The following is a 17,608-nucleotide window of genomic DNA, read 5'->3' as shown; positions in this document are numbered from 1 at the left end:
TGCCGGTCGGCATGCCGACCGGCGTCAATCTGCCACATGCCACCGGGCGGGGCCGTCGTCGCGGGTGCCGGTCCGCCTGGCGTTCAACCCCCGGACACCAGGGCCCGGGCGTTGGCACCCTCAGGGCGAGAGTGCTAATCGCAGGTTATTCCTCGGCTAGCACTCCGTCAAGGAGAGTGCCAACGCACCACCCTCGTGTCGCGCCGGCCCGCCACAGCTCCGCCACTCCTCACCGTGGCACGCCGACAGCACCTCGTCGCCGGCACCCGCACCCGCTGACACCGCCGGGCGGCCCGCTCCGGCCGGCCAGGACAATGGGCGGGTGGATCTGGACCAGCTCGCCGCCCTGCGTACCCCCGAGGGGTCGGCCGCGCTCGCGACGGCCGCCGGGCTCGCCGGCGGGGATCCGCTGGCCGCGGCGGCCGCGCTCCGCTCGACCGGCGTCCCGGCCGGGCTGGCCGCCGCCGCGCTGACCCAGGCCGAGCTGCGCCGCCGGGCGGTCGGCAAGTTCGGGCCGGCGGCCGCCGGGATGTTCCTCACCCGGCCGGGGCTGGAGCAGGCCACCCGCCGGGTGGTCGCCGACCGGCGCGCCGCACGGCTGCGCGCCGCCGGGGTGCGCACCCTCGCCGACCTGGGCTGCGGCCTCGGCGCGGACGCGCTCGCCGCCGCCCGCGCCGGCATCCGGGTGTACGGGGTGGAGGCCGACCCGGTGACCGCCGCGATGGCCGCCGCGAACGCCGAGGCGGCCGGGCTGTCCGGGCTGTTCACCGTGGAGTGCGGGGACGCCACGGGGTTCGACGTGACCCGGGTGGAGGCGGTCTTCTGCGATCCGGCCCGGCGGAGGGCCGGCACCGGGCGGCGGATCTTCGACCCGAACGCCTACTCGCCCCCGTGGGACTTCGTGACCGGGCTCGCCGAGCGGGTGCCGCACACCGTGGTCAAGGTGGCCCCCGGCCTGGACCACGCGCTGATCCCCGCGGGTGCCGAGGCGGAGTGGGTCAGCGTGGACGGCGACCTGGTCGAGGCGGCGCTGTGGTGCGGCGCGCTGGCCGAGGTCCCCCGCCGCGCCACGGTGCTGCGCGGCGACCGCGCACACGTGCTCAGCGGGGCCGGAGACGCCGGCGCGCCGGTCGGGCCGGTCCGCCGTTTCCTGTACGACCCGGACCCGGCGGTGGTCCGTGCGCACCTGGTCGCCGAGCTGGCCGGCGAGCTGGCCGCCGCACTGGCCGACCCGGCGATCGCCTACCTGTACGCCGACCCGGCGGGGCCCACCCCGTTCGCCCGGTGCCTGGAGGTCACCGACGTGCTGCCGTTCTCGCTGAAGCGGCTGCGCGCGTTGCTGCGGGAACGGCGGGTAGGGCGGGTGGAGATCCTCAAGCGGGGCTCGGCGCTGGAGCCGGAGAAGCTGCGCCGGGACCTGCGGCTGGCCGGCGAGGGCTCGGCGAGCCTCGTGCTGACCCGGGTGGCCGACGCGCCGACCGTGCTGGTCTGCCGGCCGGTGCCGGGCTGAGCCGACGGACGGATTCCGGGCCCGCGCCGGGCGGGCGGACCGTTCCCGGCCGGTGGGTTACGACTCGCCCGCCGGCCCTGCCGGAGTTAGCTTGTTCGGCATGGCGGGACAGGGCACTCCGGCGACAGCGCTGCTGACCAAGCGGAAGATCGCCCACAGCACCCACCCGTACGACGTCTCCCCGGACGCCCCCAACTACGGCGCGCTGGTCGCGGCGGCCCTCGGGGTGCCGCCGCAACGGGTGTTCAAGTCGCTGGTCACCGAGGTCGACGGCGGTCTCACCGTGGCGGTCGTCCCGGTCACCGGGGACCTGGACCTCAAGGCTCTCGCTGCCGCGGTCGGCGGCAAGCGCGCGGCGCTGGCGGACCGCGCCCTCGCCGAGCGGGCCACCGGGTACGTCCGGGGCGGGATCAGCCCGCTCGGGCAGCGCAAGCGGCTGCCCACGGTGGTCGACGCGTCCGCGCTGGCGCAGCCGACCGTCTACGTCTCGGCCGGGCGACGGGGCCTGCAACTGCAACTCGCCCCGACGGATCTGGTCGCGTTGACCGACGCCGTCACGGCCCCGATCTCCACCGCCTGAACCGCCCGCCGAGGACTGGTGGGAGCGCTTCCGGACATCGGCCAGGGAGCGCTCTCAGCATGGTGACAGGCGGGTGACAGTCGCGTTGCTGAATTGTTACCGCCGCCAACAAAACTCTGACCTCGACACTCTTGCGCGGCGACTGCGGCGAGGAATACGTTGCCGGACACAACAAAACACCGAGCACCACTCCCCACCCTCCGAAAGGACCCGTGCACATGCGCAAGGGACTCCTCACCTTCGCGACCGTCGGTCTCCTCGCGACCGGCAGCATGGCCGCCTGTGGTGACAACGGCGGTTCTTCCGACCAGGCCGGCGGCTCGAACGACAAGAAGCCGAAGATTGGCGTGATCCTTCCGGACAGCAAGTCCTCCGCCCGCTGGGAGGGCGCGGACCGCAAGTTCCTGGAGGAGGCGTTCAAGGCCGCGAACGTCGACTACGACATCCAGAACGCCCAGGGCGACAAGACCCAGTTCCAGACCATCGCCGACCAGATGATCACGCAGGGCGTCACCGCCCTGATGATCGTGAACCTGGACTCCGGCACCGGCAAGGCCGTGCTCGACAAGGCCAAGTCGCAGGGTGTGGCGACCATCGACTACGACCGGCTGACCCTCGGCGGCTCGGCCCAGTACTACGTCAGCTTCGACAACGAGGCGGTCGGCAAGCTCCAGGGTGAGGGCCTGAGCAAGTGCCTCACCGACAAGGGCGCGCAGAAGCCGGTCGTGGCCTACCTCAACGGATCGCCGACCGACAACAACGCCACCCTGTTCAAGAACGGCTACGACTCGGTGCTCAAGCCGAAGTTCGACTCCGGCGACTACGTCAAGGGCCCGGACCAGTCCGTGCCGGACTGGGACAACGCCCAGGCCGCCACGATCTTCGAGCAGATGCTCACCCAGACCAAGGGCAAGATCGACGGGGTGCTGGCCGCCAACGACGGCCTCGGCAACGCGGCCATCTCGGTGCTGAAGAAGAACAAGCTCAACGGCAAGGTGCCGGTGACCGGCCAGGACGCCACCGTCCAGGGCCTGCAGAACATCCTCGCCGGTGACCAGTGCATGACCGTCTACAAGGCGATCAAGAAGGAGGCCGACGCGGCCGCCGACCTCGCCATCTCGCTCGCCAAGGGTGAGAAGAAGGAGACCGGCCAGACGGTCAAGGACCCGGAGGGCGGCCGTGACGTCCCGTCCGTCCTGCTCACCCCGCAGGCCATCTACAAGGACAACGTCAAGGACGTCGTCAACGACGGCTTCGTCACCAAGGACGAGCTGTGCACCGGCGCCTACGCCAAGCTCTGCGCCGACGCCGGCATCAGCTGACCGTCCTACCCGCCCCTCAGGCGACGCCGCCCGGCACGGGAGATCCCGTGCCGGGCGGCGCCCGCGCCGGACGGGATCCGAGATCTCCCCTCCGCCCAAAGGAGAGCCCCGTGTCCGCAACTCCCCTGCTGGAACTACGCGGGATCGACAAGAGCTTCGGTCCCGTCCAGGTGCTGCGTGACGTCGCCTTCGCCGCCCACGCCGGCGAGGTCACCGCGCTGGTCGGTGACAACGGCGCCGGCAAGTCGACCCTGGTCAAGTGCATCAGCGGCATCTACCCCACCGATGCCGGCGAGTTCGTCTTCGACGGCCGGCCGGTGAGCATCCACAGCCCGCGCGACGCCGCCGCGCTGGGCATCGAGGTCGTCTACCAGGACCTCGCGCTCTGCGACAACCTCGACATCGTGCAGAACATGTTCCTCGGCCGGGAGAAGCGCAGCGGCATCGTGCTGGACGAGCCGACCATGGAGCAGATGGCCGCCGAGACGCTCGCCGGGCTGAGCGTCCGCACGGTCAAGTCGCTGCGCCAGCACGTCAGCAGCCTCTCCGGCGGCCAGCGCCAGACCGTGGCCATCGCCAAGGCCGTGCTCTGGAACAGCAAGCTGGTCATCCTGGACGAGCCGACCGCCGCCCTCGGCGTCGCGCAGACCGCTCAGGTGCTGGAGCTGGTCCGCCGGCTCGCCGACAACGGCCTGGCCGTCGTGCTCATCTCGCACAACATGAACGACGTCTTCGCCGTCTCCGACCGGATCGCCGCGCTCTACCTCGGTCAGATGGTCGCCCAGGTGAAGACCACCGACATCACCCACTCGCAGGTGGTCGAGCTGATCACCGCCGGCCGCTCCGGCAACCTCGGCCTCGCCGCCGAACCGGGCACCAACGGCAACGGCGCCGCGGCCACCGAAACCACCCCGGGAGCCGTCCGATGACCACCACCGTCGTGAAGAAGGAGGGCGCCGCCGCCGTCGCGCCGGCGCCGACCATCGGCAGCCACGTCCGCAACTACTGGGGCCGGGTACGCGGCGGTGACATGGGTGCCCTGCCCGCCGTGGCGGGCCTGATCGTGCTCTGCACGGTCTTCTCGATCCTGCGACCGTCGTTCCTCTCCGCGGTCAACTTCGCCAACCTGTTCACCCAGGGCGCGGCGGTCACCCTGATCGCGATGGGGCTGGTCTTCGTCCTGCTGCTCGGCGAGATCGACCTCTCCGCCGGCTTCGCCAGCGGCGTCTGCGCGGCCGTGCTGGCCAACGTCGTCACCGTGCTCGGCTACCCCTGGTGGGTCGCGGTGCTCGCCGCGATCGTCACCGGCGTGGTGATCGGCCTGGTGCTCGGCTACCTGGTCGCGAAGATCGGCATCCCGTCCTTCGTGGTCACCCTCGCCGGCTTCCTCGCCTTCCAGGGCATCGTGCTGATGCTGATGAAGGAGGGCGCCAACATCTCGGTCCGGGACAAGGTCCTGGTGGCCATCGCCAACCGCAACCTCCCGCCGGCGCTCGGCTGGGCCCTGGTCGCCGTGGCCGTCGTCGGCTACGCGGCGCTGCAGCTGCTGCGCTACCGCAACCGCTCCGCCCGCGGCCTGGCCACCGACCCGATCGCGGTGGTGTTCACCCGGATCGCCGCGCTCACCGTCATCCTCGGCGTCGCGGTCTACGTGCTCAACCTGGAGCGCAGCCGCAACGTGCTCGTGGTCTCACTCAAGGGTGTGCCGATCGTGGTGCCGATCATCGCGGTGCTGCTGATCGCCTGGACCTTCGTGCTCCAGCGCACCAGCTACGGCCGGCACATCTACGCGGTCGGCGGCAACACCGAGGCGGCCCGGCGGGCCGGTATCAACGTGGACCGGATCCGCATCTCGGTCTTCGTCATCTGCTCGGCGATGGCGGCCGTCGGCGGCATCGTGGCGGCCAGCCGGGCCAACTCGGTGGACCCCAACACCGGTGGCAGTAACGTACTGCTCTACGCCGTCGGCGCGGCGGTGATCGGCGGCACCAGCCTCTTCGGCGGCAAGGGCCGGGTCCTCGACGCCGTGCTCGGTGGTGCGGTCGTCGCGGTCATCGACAACGGTATGGGACTGATGGGGTACAGCTCGGGCATCAAGTACGTGGTCACCGGCGTGGTGCTGCTGCTGGCGGCCAGCGTCGACGCCTTCTCGCGTCGGCGGTCCAGCGCCACCGGCACCCGCTGAACCCCGTACGGACATGGCTGTGGCAATGCGCGCGGGACCGAGCCAGGACGAGATCCGTCGGCAGAACCTGGGCGCACTGCTCCGCTACGTGCACGTGCACGGGGCGACCAGCCGCGCGGAGCTGACCACCGCGCTCGGGCTCAACCGCAGCACCATCGGCGCGCTGACCGCCGACCTGGCCGGCGCCGGTCTGGTCAGCGAGGGGACGCCGAAGGAGACCGGCCGGGCCGGGCGACCGTCACTGGTCGTCCGGCCCGAGTCGGCCCGGGTCTACGCGTACGCGTACAGCGTGGAAGTGGACCGGCTGCGGGCCGCCCGCGTCGGTCTCGGCGGTGAGGTGCTCGACAGCCGGGAGCTGGACCGGCCGCGGAACCTGGTCGCCGGGGAGGCCGCACCGCTGCTGGCCGGCGCGGTCAAGGAGATGCACCAGTCGGTGCCGGCAGACTCCATCTGTGTCGGCGCGGGGGTCGCGGTCTGCGGCATGGTCCGCCGCGAGGACGGGCTGGTCCGGCTGAGCCCCACCACCGGCTGGGTGGACGAGCCGATCGGCGCCGCGCTCGCCGCCGAGCTGGGCATCGACGTGCCGATCACCGTGGGGAACGTGGCCGACGTGGCCGCCTTCGCCGAGCACGCCCGCGGCGTCGCCGCCGACTGCGACAACGTCATCTACCTGTACGGGGACGTCGGCGTCGGGGCGGGCATCATCGCCGGCGGGCGGCGGCTGACCGGGCACGGCGGGTACAGCGGCGAGGTCGGGCACATGGTGGTGGTCCGGGACGGCCTGCTCTGCGACTGCGGGCGCCGGGGCTGCTGGGAGACCCAGATCGGCGAACACGGGGTGCTCCGCGCCGCCGGCCGCTCGGAAGCCCGCGGCCGGGAGGCGCTGCTGGCGGTCTTCGACGCCGCCGACCGGGGCGACGCCCGCGCCCAGACCGCGGTCCGGCAGGCCGGCGACTGGCTCGGCTTCGGCGTGGCCAACCTGGTCAACATCTTCAACCCGGAGATGATCATCTTCGGCGGCACGATGCGCGACCTCTACCTGGCCGCCGCCGCCCAGGTACGCAGCCGGCTCAACTCCAACGGACTGCCCGCCTGCCTGGAGCACGTGCGGCTGCGTACGCCCAAGCTGGGCGACGACGCGGCGCTGATCGGGGCGGCCGAGCTGGCCTTCGAACGCCTCCTCGCCGACCCGCTCGACGTCGGCTGACCGTTCCACGGCATGGGCTGAACTGATCGGTGCCGTGATCCGTACCAGGGTGCGGACGGATGGCCCCCGGGCGACCGTCCGGGACATCCGCGTACCGGTCCGGACCGAGGAGGCACCGCAACAATGGCACCGCTGGAATCCGTACGCCGGCTGGCGCACCGGGTGACGCTGCTGCTCGCCGCGCTCGTCGCGGGGATCGCCGTCCTCCCTGGCGCGGCCGTGGCCGCCCCCGCACCCGGTCAGCAGTTCAACGCGGCCGACATGACCCTGCTCAACGGTGTCCGGCTGGCCGGCCTCTGGGAGATGCCCGCCGGGCAGATGGCCGCCGAGAAGGGTCAGTCCGCCCGGGTACGCGAGATCGGCGCGGAGATCGCCCGGCAGCACGAGGTGCTGGACCGGCTGGTGGTGGAGGCGGCCAACAAGCTGGGCGCCACCCTGCCGACCTCGCCGACCACGCAGCAGCAGGGCTGGCTGACCGAGATGCAGAACGCCACCGGCAACCAGTTCGACCAGATCTTCGTGACCCGGCTCCGGGTGGCCCACGGCAAGATCTTTCCGGTGATCGGCGCGGTCCGGGCCAGCACCCGGGACCCCATCGTGCGCAAGCTCGCCGAGGAGGCGAACAAGTTCGTCGGCGACCACATGACGATGCTGGAGAGCACCGGGCTGGTCCGCTGGCAGCAGCTGCCGCCCGCCGCGCTGCCCCCGGCGCAGAGCGACTCGCTGGTCGCCGCAGCGGCGGCGAACGTCGGCACCGGCGGCGGGGTCCAGGTCGGCACCACTGTGGTGTGGGTGGTCTTCCTCCTCGCCCTGGTCACCGGTGGCTACGCGACCTGGCGCATTCTGCGCCGCAGCTGACCTCGTCCGACGGACGGCCCGCACCACTTCCCGGTGCGGGCCGTCGTGTTCCGCCGCCCGCGCCCGGGTGCCCCGGGCAATCGGTTGGCGGCCGCTCGCTAGGCTTCGCGGGGCGCGGCAGGTCCGCGTCCCTCCACAGTCGACCGGAACGGAGTGGCCGCGTGACCGACCAGTACCCCCGACCGGACGGCCTGCTCGGCCGCTTCAGCGCCGCCCGCGGCGTCGCCGACGCGGCGGACGGCCTGGTACACATCGAGATCGACGGGACGGGCGAGCTGCTCGCCCTCGACCTGGATCCGCGCGCCATGCGGCTGCCGGCGGTCGACCTGTCGGCGGCGATCCGGCAGGCGTTCCGCGACGCCCGGGCGCAGGTGCAGGGCCAGCTCCAGGAGCAGCTGTCCGGCCAGCCGCCGACCCTGCCCGAAGGGCTGGGGCCGCTCCTGAACGACCTCGGCTTCAGCGCGCAGCGCCGGTTGGACGACATGGCCGCCGCCGCGCAGCAGATCGCCGACCGGCTGGACCGGATGGGTGGAGCGACGCGATGACCCAACCGATGCACACCGAGCCCGAGGTGCTGGCCGGCTCGGCCCAGACCATCGCCGGCGTCGCGGTCGAGCTGGAGAGCGGGCTGAGCACGCTGGAGGCCACGGTCACCACCGAGAACCCGTGGGGCGCGGACGAACCGGGCTCGGTGTTCGGCGCCGCGTACACCGAGGTGCTGTCGCACGCCCTGGAGACGTACGGCTCGCACGTGCAGTTGCTGATCAGCGCCGCGGAGGGGCTGGCGGACTGGGCCCAGCAGGTGGTCGAGACGGATCTGGAGTCGGACCAGCTCTTCACCAAGCTGCACGGTCGGCTGGGGGCCTGAGCGTGGGTCTGGAACTCCCCGCCGAACTGACCGAACCGCTCAGCTGGATCGGTCTGGAGTGGCCGGAGGCGGACGAGGAACTGCTCTTCGCCGCCGGCCAGCACTGGCTCTCCTTCGGGATGGCGCTGCAGGGCGCGGCGATGCGGGCCGACGGGGCCGCGGCGGCGGTCTGGCAGCAGAACCACGGGGACACCGCCGACGCGTTCGAGCGGTGGTGGACGCGGGCCGACGGGCCGCAGTTGCGGCTGCTGGAAGACGCCATCGCGGCGCAGCTCATCGGCGCGGTGCTGATGATCTTCGCGGCGATGACCCTGGCCATGAAGATCGCCTTCATCGTCCAGCTGATCATCCTGCTGGTCCAGGTGACCATGGCGATCGCTGCCGCGGTCGCCACCTTCGGGGCCTCGACCGGCGCCGTGCCCGGCTTCGTGGCGGTCACCCGGATGATCTGCCAACGCCTGATACGGCTGATCGTGCAGCAGGTCCGCACCGTCCTCAAGCACATCCTCCAGCAGGCGAAGCGGCTGCTGAAGCTGGTCCGCAAGGTGGGCGAGAAGCGGGCCGCCCGCAAGGTGGAGAAGCAGATCGCGCGCGAACTCAAGAAGGTCAACCCGCGGTTCAACCCACCGCACCCGGACTACTCGGCGAACTGCACCCACTGTGTGCAGACGTACGAGCTGCGCCGAAGAGGCATCGACGTCGAGGCGACCAACCTGCCGCAGAAGTTCCATCCGTGGGGCGGCCGACCGCTCGGCGACATCGAGCAGACCTGGGGCCGGAGGTTCACCGGCGGCGGCCAGGGCGACATCGAGCAGGCGTTCCAGAACTTCGGCCCCGGCTCGCGGGGCGTCGTGGCGATCCGCTGGAACAACGGCGGTGGCCACGTGTTCAACGTGGAGAACGTCGGCGGCAAGGTGCGCTTCATCGACGGCCAGAACGCCGGGCGCGACGTGGCCGACTACTTCACCAAGGGACACAGCACCTCGTTCGTCCGGCTGGACGACATCCCCATGCCCGGCGGACTCAGCGAGTTCGTCCGGCCGCCCGGTTAGGATCCCCCCTCATGGCTGTCACCTACGAGCAGGCCCGCGACATCGTCCGCCGCGCCACCGAACCGGACTGGCCCTTCGGCACGTACTGCCTGGACGACCGCAGGATCGTGGAGAACGACCAGTTCTACGTCTTCGAGGTCGGCGCCCGCGAGTTCCTGGTGGGCGGCGACATGTCGTACGCCATGGCGGGCTCGGTGCCGGTGGTGCACAAGACGGACGGACGGCTGGAGTTCGTGCCGTCCTTCCAGATCGGCACCGACCCGTCGATCCGCAACCGGCCCAACCCCGCGCCCACCCTGCTCGCCTGACCTCACCCGGTCGACCGCGGCCCGGCCTCGGGTCAGCGGTCGACCTGGGTGAAGTCCCAGGAGTGCGGCGGGCGGGCGACCAGCGTCGGCGGTGGGGCCGGCAGGGCCTGCGGGTTACTCCGCCACTTCGAGATCACCACCAGCCGGTGGTCGGTGGACGAGAACACCTCGCTGGACAGGTGCAGCGGGTCGTGCTCGAACTCGGGCAGCGCGGTCTCGCACACCCAGGTGATCAGCTCGGCGAAGCCGTACGGCTCGGCCTTCGCCTCCCACATGCGGACGATCATGTCGATCCCTCCCGGTCAGACGCTGACCACGGTCAGCGGCATCGCCGAGTCGGCGGGCAGGTCGAGACGGCTCGGCGCGACACCGGCGGCGACCAGGTGCGAGCCGAGCGCCGCCACCATGGCCCCGTTGTCGGTGCAGAGCTTCGGCCGGGGGGTACGGACCCGGATGCCGTGCTTCGCCGCCCGGTGCTCGGCCATCGCCCGCAGCCGCGAGTTGGCCGCCACCCCACCGCCGATCACCAGCGTGTCGATGCCGCTGCTGCCGCAGGCGTCCAGCGCCTTACCGACCAGAACGTCGCAGACGGCCTCCTGGAACGACGCGGCCACGTCGGCGACCGGGACCGCCTCGCCGGCCCGCTGCCGCGCCTCCACCCAGCGGGCCACCGCGGTCTTCAGGCCGGAGAAGGAGAAGTCGTAGCGGTGGCCGACCAGGTCCTTGGCGGCGGTCAGGCCGCGCGGGAAGGCGATCGCGGCCGGGTCGCCGGCCCGCGCCGCCCGGTCGATGTACGGGCCGCCGGGGAAGGGCAGCCCGAGCAGCCGGGCCACCTTGTCGAACGCCTCACCGGCCGCGTCGTCGATGGTCGAGCCGAGCGGGGTGACCTCGCGGGCCAGGTCGTCCACCCGCAGCAGCGAGGAATGCCCGCCGGAGACCAGCAGAGCGATCGCGGGCTCGGGCAGCGGGCCGTGCTCCAGGGTGTCCACCGCGACGTGCGCGGCGAGGTGGTTGACGCCGTACACCGGCTTCTCGGCGGCGACCGCGTAGCCCTTGGCGGCGGCCACGCCGACCAGCAGCGCCCCGGCCAGGCCCGGGCCGGAGGTGACGGCGATCGCGTCGATGTCCGCGATCGTCACGCCGGCCTCCTTCAGCGCCCGGTCCATGGTCGGCACGATCGCCTCCAGGTGGGCGCGGCTGGCCACCTCGGGCACCACGCCACCGAACCGGGCGTGCTCCTCGACGCTGGAGGCCAGCGCGTCGGCGAGCAGGGTGTGCCCGCGTACGATGCCGACCCCGGTCTCGTCGCAGGACGTCTCGATGCCGAGGATCAGTGGTTCGTCAGCCATGCTCGTCAGTCCTCGTTGCGCTGCATGACCAGCGCGTCGGTGTTGCTCGGTTGGTAGTAGCCGCGCCGCACGCCGATCGGCTCGAAGCCGTACATGGCGTAGAGCCGCTGCGCCGGGGCGTTGTCCGCCGCGACCTCCAGCAGCGTGCTGCGGATGCCCCGCCGGGCCGCCTCCGCGAGCAGCGCCTCCAGCAGCAGCCGGCCGATGCCCCGGCGCTGAGCGTCCCGGCGGACCGCGATGTTCTGCACCCAGGCCTCGTCGGGCGGGGCGACGGCCAGCCCGGCGTAACCCAGCACGGCATCGTCGTCCGTGGCGACCAGGTAGAAGTGCCGGTTGGCCAGCTCGTTCCAGAACATCGCCGGGGACCACTGCTCGGCGCCGAACAGGTCCGCCTCGACCGGCAGCACCTGGTCGATGTGCCACCAGCGGAACCGGCTGATGCTCACCCCGGTCACGGTAGGACCGGCTTGTGCCCGGTGGCCGCGACGGCGTCCGGGCGGCGCAGGTAGAGCGGGGTGAGCGCCTCGCCGGGGGCACCGGCGCGGATCCGCTCGGCGGCGAGGACCGCCAGCGCCGTGGCGTCCGGGTAGCGTGGCTCCGACCGCACCGGCAGGCCGAAAACGTCCGCGTACCGGTGGGCGCCGTCGCCGACCGCGACCGTGACGGCCAGGCCCCGGGCGCGCTCGGCGGCGACCGCCGGGGCGTCCACGTTCGGCCCGGCGATGCGCTGGCCGGCACCGTCGTAGACCGCCCAGTAGACCTCCCGGCGGCGCGCGTCGCTCGCGGCCAGCACCGGCTCGCCGGCGGCCGCCGGGTGACCGATCCCGTCCAGCGAGCAGACGCCGTACGTGGGGATGCCGAGCACCTGGCCCATGGTGGCGGCGGTGACCAGGCCGACCCGAAGGCCGGTGAACGGCCCCGGGCCGAGCCCGGCGACGATCGCGGTCAGGTCGACGGGGCGGACGTCGGCGTCGGCCAGCACCGCGTCGACCTGCGGGGCGAGCAGCTCCCCGTGCGCCCGGGCGTCGACCGTGCACCGCTGCGCGCGGGCCGTGACACCCTCCGCCGAGACCTCGACCAGGGCAGCGGTCACCGCCGGCGTCGAGGAGTCCACCACGAGTACGAGCACGGTATGCCAGCCTAGCCGCCCAGCGGTCACCGCCGGTCACGGCCTGTCCCAGCGCGGCCCGGCGGGCCGGGCCGCGCCGGAGGGGCTTGTCGGGCCAGGCGCCGCTCGTCGGCGGCTCTGGCCGAACTGTCCGGGCTCAGCCACGGCGCGATCGCCCGGATCGAACGCGGCGACCGGTTGCCGAGCCTGCCCGTGGTGGAGCGGCTCCGGGTCAGCCGGCTGAGCGTTCCCAGTCGATGGTGGGCAGGCCGGCGTCGGCGAGGGCCTTGTTCGCGGCGCTGAACGGGCGGCTGCCCAGGAAGCCGCGCGGGTTCATCGGGCTCGGGTGGCCCGCCTCCAGCACCACGTGCCGGGAGTTGGTGACCAGGGCCGCCTTCTTGCGGGCGTACCCGCCCCAGAGCAGGAAGACCACGCGCTGGTCGAGCGCGTCCAGGGCCCGGATGGTGGCGTCGGTGAACTCCTCCCACCCCTTGTTCGCGTGCGAGCCGGGGGTGGCCTGCCGCACGGTGAGCACCGAGTTGAGCAGCAGCACGCCCTGCGCCGCCCAGCCGTTCAGGTTGCCGCTGGCCGGCTTCGGCACGCCCAGGTCCTCGCCCAACTCCTTGAAGACGTTGCGCAGCGACGGCGGCACCGCCACCCCCTCGCGCACGCTGAAGCTCAGCCCGTGCGCCTGCCCCGCCTTGTGGTACGGATCCTGCCCGAGGATCAGCACCCGGGTCTCCGCCGGCCCGCACAGCCGGTACGCGGAGAACAGGTCCTCGACCGGCGGGAAGACGGACCGGGTCGCGTACTCCCCGGCGACGAACCCGGCGAGCGCCGCGGTGCGAACCGGGTCGAGGTGCGGGGTGAGCACCGTCCGCCAGGCGTCGGGCAGCAGCGCCAGCAGGTCGAGGGTGGGGGCGTCGTCGGGCATCGGCAACCTTCCGCCGGTGGAGATCGGTCCCCGGCACTGTAGGCAAAAGGTACGACAGTCGTCAGTCCAGGCCGGTCAGCCGGTCCGCCCAGTCGCCGCCGACCGGCTTCAGCGTCACCACCCGGGTGTCGTCCTCCCGGCGGTCGATCCGGACCCGCAGGTGGGCGTCGACCAGCTGCTCGACCATGCCCTCGCCCCACTCGACCACGGTCACCGCCTCGTCCACCGAAGCGTCCAGGTCGAGATCGTCGATCTCGGCACGCGGGTCCGCCGACTCACCCAGCCGGTACGCGTCGGCGTGCACCAGGGTCACCCGCCCGCCCCGCACGGGGTCGGGCCGGTGCACCCGGGCGATCACGAAGGTCGGCGAGGTGATGTCGCCGCGTACGCCCAGGCCGGCACCGATGCCCTGGGTCAGGGCGGTCTTCCCGGCGCCCAGCGGGCCGCTGAGCAGCAGCAGGTCCCCGGCGCGCAGCACCCCGGCCAGCCGGCGGCCGAACTCGCGGGTGTCGTCGACCGTCTTCAGCTCGACGACGACCGTCACAGCGCCTCCAGACTCATAGCTGTTCAAGAAACTGTTCGAGCGCCGCATTCACTTCGTCGGCGTGCTCCAGCATCACCACGTGCCCGCTGTCCTGGATCTTGACGAACTCGGCGTGCGGCAGCCGCCGGACGATCTCCTCCGAGTGGGTCACCGGGGTGATCATGTCCTTGTCCCCCACGACCACCAGCACCGGCGTGCCGGCCAGCGCGGCCAGCGCCGGGAACCGCGAGTGGGTGGCCAGGGTGCGCAGGTAGCGGGTGACCGTGTCGGCCGAGGTCCGGGAGTTCATAGTCTCGACGTACGACACCAGGGCGGGGCTGGGCTTCGCGGTGCCGAACCCGTACTTGCGGGTGAGCAGCCAGGCCACGTTGGTGGTCGACTTGCGGGCCTTGTCGATCACGGTGCCGCCGTACCGGGTGGCGTTGCTCATCATGTAGAGCACCGGCGCGCCGACCCGGCCGAGCAGCGCCGGGGCCACCAGCTTCGTCTCGGCGAGCAGGCCGCCGGATGTGGCCATCAGCACCGTGCCGACCACCCGGTCGCCGAACAGCTCCGGGTACAGCTCGGCCAGCGCCATGATGGTCATGCCGCCCATCGAGTGCCCGACCAGCACCAGCGGCCCCTCGGGGGCCACCTCGTCGATCACCCGGCGCAGGGTCCGGCCCAGCGTGGCCAGGTCGTACTCGCCGGTCTCCAGCTTGCCGGAGCGGCCGTGCCCGGGCTGGTCGTACGCGACGACCCGGTAGTCGCCGCGGGCGGCGAGCAGCTCGCGCTGGAAGTGGAACGTCCCCATGTCCAGGCAGAAGCCGTGCACCAGCACCACGGTCGGGTGCCCGGCGACCGGCCGGGTCGGCTCGACCACCTCGACGTGGATGTCGGTGCCGTCCGGCATCTCCAGCGTGAACGCCTCGTCGTACCGCTGCCGGCCGAAGACCTCGTGCGCGTGCGGGTCGGCGGGGTCGTTCTTGAGCCGGCGGATCAGGACCCGCTCGCTCACCACGCCCGCAGCGAGCCCGGCGGCGGCGACGCCGACGGCCGCGCCGACCACTCCGGCCACCTTGCCCGCGGCGGTACGCGGCCGGGGAACGCGGAAACGCTGGTTCATGGCCGCTCACCGTCGTAGACCCGGGGCACCCGGACCCCGCCGAACCGGGTGACGATCTCGTAGTTGATGGTGCCGACCGCCTCGGCCCAGTCGTCGGCGGTCGGCTCGCCGTCCGCACCGCTGCCGAAGAGGGTCGCGACGTCCCCGGCGGCCACGTCGTCGTCGCCGCAGTCGACCACGAACTGGTCCATGCAGACCCGGCCCGAGACCGTACGCCGCCTGCCGCCGAGCTGCACCGGGCCGGTGTTCGAGGCGTGCCGGGGCACCCCGTCGGCGTAGCCGAGCGGGACGACGGCCAGGTTGGTCTCGCGTTCGGTGAGGTAGGTGTGGCCGTACGAGACGCCCGTGCCGGCCGGGACCCGTTTGGTGAGCATCACCCGGGCCCGCGCGGTCATCGCCGGGCGCAGACCGAACCGCTCGCCCTCGATCGGCGACAGGCCGTAGGTCGCCAGACCGGGCCGGACCAGGTCGAAGTGGGTGTCGGGGCGGGTCAACGTGGCGGCCGAGTTGGCCAGGTGCCGGTAGCGGGGGTGCAGTCCGGCCCGCTCCACCATCTCCAGCCCCTCCTGGAAGACGGCGAGCTGGCGGTCCGTCGTGGGGTGACCAGGCGAGTCCGCGTAGACGAAGTGGCTCCACACGCCGACCACCTCGACCAGGCCGTCGGCCTGGGCCTTCGCGGCGGCGTCGAGCAGCGCGGGCCAGTCGGCGACGGTGGCCCCGCCGCGCGACAGCCCGGTGTCGATCTTCAGGTGCAGCCGGGCGGGGCGGTCCGCCCGATGACCCGCCTCGATCATCTCGTCGAGCTGGGGGAGGCTGGCACAGCCCAGGTCGACGCCCACCGCGACCCCGTCGTGCAGCGGCAGGCCCGGGTCGAGCAGCCAGGCCAGCACCGGCGCGGTGATCCCCTCCTGGCGCAGCAGCAGCGCCTCGTCGAGGGTGCAGACCCCGAGCCAGTCCGCGCCGGCGTCGAGCGCCGCCCGGGCGGACTGGACCATGCCGTGGCCGTACCCGTCGCCCTTGACCACCGCCATCAACTCGGCGCTGGTGCCCGACTTGAGCCGGGCCACGTTCTCCCGGATCGCGTCCAGGTCGACGCGCACCTCCGACTGCCACATGCCCCCAGCCTACTTCCGCCGGTGATCACCGTGGCCCGAGCCGCGCGCTCGCACCGCCCGGGCCACCGCCGCCGCCGTCGTGATCAGCCGAGCCGGGCGATCACCGGGCGGAGCGCGGTCGCCACGTCGGGCGCGGTCACCGGGCCACTGCGGGCCGCCTCCCGGCCGGCCAGCCCGTGCAGGTACGCCGCCGCGGCGGCCGCCCGTTCGGGGGCCAGCCCGGCGGCCAGCAGCGAGCCGAGCAGCCCGGCCAGCACGTCACCGGTGCCCCCGGTGGCCAGCACCGGGGTGCCGGTCGGGTTCACGTACGCCCGGCCGTCCGGGGTGCCGATGATCGTGCGGTCGCCCTTGAGCAGCACCACCGCGTTCATCCAGGCGGCCAGCCGCAGCGCCGCCGCCACCCGGTCCGCTCCCGGCATCTCGCCGCAGAGCCGGGCGTACTCCCGGTCGTGCGGGGTCACCACGATCGGGGCGTCCCGCTCGCGCAGCCGGTCCGCCATCCTGCCGTCGACCAGCAGGGTGAGCGCGTCGGCGTCGAGCACCACCGGCACCGGGGTGGAGAGGACGGCACGCAGCTCGGCGACCGACTCCTCGCCGATGCCCAGCCCGGAGCCGCAGACCCAGGCCTGCACCCGGCCGGCGTCGGCGACCCGGCCGGTGGCGATCACCGACGGGTGCTGGTGCAGCACCTCCTCCCGCGCGCCGCCGGCGTAGCGGACCATGCCGGTGGGGCCGGCCAGCGCGCCGCCGACGGAGAGCACCGCCGCGCCCGGGTAGATGGCGGATCCGGTCGCCACCCCGACCACGCCCCGGGTGTACTTCTCCGAGGACGGGCCGAGCTCGGGCCACCAGCCGGCCACGTCGGACCACTCGAGCACCCGCAGCGCCGGGGTGCCGCGCAGCCACGGCTCCAGCCCGATGTCGACCAGCTCCACCTGCCCGGCGAGCGCCGCGGCCGGACCCACCACCAGGGCCGGCTTCAGCGCGCCGAAGGCGACCGTGACATCGGCCCGGACCGCGCAGGGCCGCCCGGAGGCGGTGACCGGCACGTGCCCGGTGTCCACCGCGACGCCGCTCGGCACATCCACCGCCACCACGGTGGCCCGGGTGCCGTCCCGCCCGCAGCGCTCCGCCAGGCTTGCCGCGAGCTGGTCGGCGGTCTCCCGCAGGCCGCCCTGACCGCCGATCCCGACGATCCCGTCGAGGACCAGGTCCACCAGGGCCGGGGGGCGGTCGACGAGGCGCCCGCCGGCGGCCCGCAGCGCGGCCAGCCCCTCGGCGTGCGCCCGGCCCGGGGTGAGCAGCAGGGCGGAGACCGCCGCGCCCCGGCGGGCCAGGTGCGCGCCGGCGTACAGGGTGTCGCCGCCGTTGTCGCCGGAGCCGATCAGCAGCAGCACCTGGGCACCGTAGACGCCGCCCCGTTCGGTGAGCAGCAGCGCGCAGCGGCGGGCCAGGCCGGCGGCGGCCCGCTGCATCAGCGTCCCGGGCGGGAGGGTGCCCATCAGGCCCGCCTCCGCCGCGCGTACCTCCGCGACCCGCCACACCGGTCTCATGCCACCCGTC

Annotated in this window: 20 protein-coding genes and 1 pseudogene; 12 read left to right on the top strand and 9 right to left on the bottom strand. The window is 73.2% G+C overall.

Features of this window, described 5'->3' with window-relative positions; translation table 11 throughout:
- The first annotated feature begins 322 nt into the window (after positions 1-322).
- The 11 genes from ACL02O_RS01640 (at position 323) to ACL02O_RS01590 (ending at position 9,890) form a co-directional block, all read left to right on the top strand.
- Entirely contained in the window at positions 323-1,510 is a 1,188-nt protein-coding gene (locus ACL02O_RS01640) for a THUMP-like domain-containing protein (RefSeq protein WP_412816110.1), read from the top strand.
- A gap of 100 nt (positions 1,511-1,610) precedes the next feature.
- Positions 1,611-2,090, top strand: a complete 480-nt coding sequence (ybaK, locus tag ACL02O_RS01635) for a Cys-tRNA(Pro) deacylase (RefSeq protein WP_412816109.1) — start codon at positions 1,611-1,613, stop codon at positions 2,088-2,090.
- Positions 2,091-2,308: 218 nt separating this feature from the next.
- Positions 2,309-3,412, top strand: coding sequence for a sugar ABC transporter substrate-binding protein (locus ACL02O_RS01630; protein WP_412816108.1), 1,104 nt, complete (start codon positions 2,309-2,311; stop codon positions 3,410-3,412).
- Between the two features lie 110 nt (positions 3,413-3,522).
- Positions 3,523-4,341: an ATP-binding cassette domain-containing protein gene (locus tag ACL02O_RS01625; protein ID WP_412816107.1), complete on the top strand. Its 819-nt coding sequence runs from the start codon at positions 3,523-3,525 to the stop codon at positions 4,339-4,341.
- Positions 4,338-5,597 carry a sugar ABC transporter permease gene (locus ACL02O_RS01620; protein WP_412816106.1) on the top strand — a complete coding sequence of 420 codons (1,260 nt, stop codon included), beginning with the start codon at positions 4,338-4,340 and terminating at the stop codon, positions 5,595-5,597. The genes ACL02O_RS01625 and ACL02O_RS01620 overlap by 4 nt, the downstream gene beginning before the upstream one ends.
- A 25-nt stretch (positions 5,598-5,622) precedes the next feature.
- Positions 5,623-6,804, top strand: coding sequence for an ROK family protein (locus ACL02O_RS01615; protein WP_412816125.1), 1,182 nt, complete (start codon positions 5,623-5,625; stop codon positions 6,802-6,804).
- Positions 6,805-6,927: 123 nt separating this feature from the next.
- On the top strand, positions 6,928-7,662 hold the full coding sequence (locus ACL02O_RS01610) for a DUF4142 domain-containing protein (protein ID WP_412816105.1): 735 nt from the start codon (positions 6,928-6,930) through the stop codon (positions 7,660-7,662).
- A gap of 161 nt (positions 7,663-7,823) precedes the next feature.
- Entirely contained in the window at positions 7,824-8,207 is a 384-nt protein-coding gene (locus ACL02O_RS01605; RefSeq protein WP_412816104.1) for a YbaB/EbfC family nucleoid-associated protein, read from the top strand.
- A complete protein-coding gene (locus ACL02O_RS01600; protein ID WP_412816103.1) occupies positions 8,204-8,530 on the top strand; it encodes a hypothetical protein in 327 nt (108 codons plus the stop codon). Before ACL02O_RS01605 ends, ACL02O_RS01600 begins: the two co-directional genes overlap by 4 nt.
- A 2-nt stretch (positions 8,531-8,532) precedes the next feature.
- Positions 8,533-9,582, top strand: coding sequence for a toxin glutamine deamidase domain-containing protein (locus ACL02O_RS01595; protein WP_412816102.1), 1,050 nt, complete (start codon positions 8,533-8,535; stop codon positions 9,580-9,582).
- An 11-nt stretch (positions 9,583-9,593) separates the two neighbouring features.
- Entirely contained in the window at positions 9,594-9,890 is a 297-nt protein-coding gene (locus ACL02O_RS01590; RefSeq protein ID WP_412816101.1) for a hypothetical protein, read from the top strand.
- Positions 9,891-9,922: 32 nt separating this feature from the next.
- On the opposite strand, the gene ACL02O_RS01585 is transcribed toward ACL02O_RS01590, so the two are convergent.
- Genes ACL02O_RS01585 through tsaB form a run of 4 tightly spaced genes read right to left on the bottom strand, consistent with a single transcriptional unit; the run spans position 9,923 to position 12,368 of the window.
- Entirely contained in the window at positions 9,923-10,177 is a 255-nt protein-coding gene (locus ACL02O_RS01585) for a hypothetical protein (RefSeq protein WP_412816100.1), read from the bottom strand.
- Positions 10,178-10,192: 15 nt separating this feature from the next.
- Positions 10,193-11,239 carry a tRNA (adenosine(37)-N6)-threonylcarbamoyltransferase complex transferase subunit TsaD gene (gene tsaD / locus ACL02O_RS01580; protein ID WP_412816099.1) on the bottom strand — a complete coding sequence of 349 codons (1,047 nt, stop codon included), beginning with the start codon at positions 11,237-11,239 and terminating at the stop codon, positions 10,193-10,195.
- A gap of 5 nt (positions 11,240-11,244) precedes the next feature.
- Positions 11,245-11,685: a ribosomal protein S18-alanine N-acetyltransferase gene (gene rimI / locus ACL02O_RS01575; protein WP_412816098.1), complete on the bottom strand. Its 441-nt coding sequence runs from the start codon at positions 11,683-11,685 to the stop codon at positions 11,245-11,247.
- A 5-nt stretch (positions 11,686-11,690) separates the two neighbouring features.
- Entirely contained in the window at positions 11,691-12,368 is a 678-nt protein-coding gene (tsaB, locus tag ACL02O_RS01570; protein WP_412816097.1) for a tRNA (adenosine(37)-N6)-threonylcarbamoyltransferase complex dimerization subunit type 1 TsaB, read from the bottom strand.
- 102 nt (positions 12,369-12,470) lie between these two features.
- On the opposite strand from tsaB, the pseudogene ACL02O_RS01565 reads away from it, so the two are divergent.
- Positions 12,471-12,650, top strand: a pseudogene (locus ACL02O_RS01565) (helix-turn-helix domain-containing protein); the annotation flags it as partial.
- Here the strand turns inward: ACL02O_RS01565 and ung are convergent.
- From ung to ACL02O_RS01540, 5 genes are all read right to left on the bottom strand, one after another.
- On the bottom strand, positions 12,580-13,281 hold the full coding sequence (gene ung / locus ACL02O_RS01560) for a uracil-DNA glycosylase (protein WP_412816096.1): 702 nt from the start codon (positions 13,279-13,281) through the stop codon (positions 12,580-12,582). The pseudogene ACL02O_RS01565 and the gene ung overlap by 71 nt on opposite strands.
- 61 nt (positions 13,282-13,342) lie before the next feature.
- The gene (gene tsaE, locus ACL02O_RS01555) at positions 13,343-13,825 is read right to left on the bottom strand and encodes a tRNA (adenosine(37)-N6)-threonylcarbamoyltransferase complex ATPase subunit type 1 TsaE (RefSeq protein ID WP_412816095.1); all 483 of its coding nucleotides are present in this window, start codon (positions 13,823-13,825) and stop codon (positions 13,343-13,345) included.
- A gap of 13 nt (positions 13,826-13,838) precedes the next feature.
- On the bottom strand, positions 13,839-14,930 hold the full coding sequence (locus tag ACL02O_RS01550; protein ID WP_412816094.1) for an alpha/beta fold hydrolase: 1,092 nt from the start codon (positions 14,928-14,930) through the stop codon (positions 13,839-13,841).
- Positions 14,927-16,045 (bottom strand): alanine racemase, encoded by a 1,119-nt coding sequence (gene alr, locus ACL02O_RS01545; protein WP_412816093.1) that lies wholly within the window; start codon positions 16,043-16,045, stop codon positions 14,927-14,929. The genes ACL02O_RS01550 and alr overlap by 4 nt, the downstream gene beginning before the upstream one ends.
- An 83-nt stretch (positions 16,046-16,128) precedes the next feature.
- Positions 16,129-17,598 (bottom strand): NAD(P)H-hydrate dehydratase, encoded by a 1,470-nt coding sequence (locus tag ACL02O_RS01540; RefSeq protein WP_412816092.1) that lies wholly within the window; start codon positions 17,596-17,598, stop codon positions 16,129-16,131.
- Positions 17,599-17,608 lie beyond the last annotated feature (10 nt).

The sequence above is a fragment of the Micromonospora mangrovicola genome (assembly GCF_047200535.1).
GTDB lineage: Bacteria > Actinomycetota > Actinomycetes > Mycobacteriales > Micromonosporaceae > Micromonospora.
This window is presented reverse-complemented; position numbering and strand designations above follow the sequence as displayed.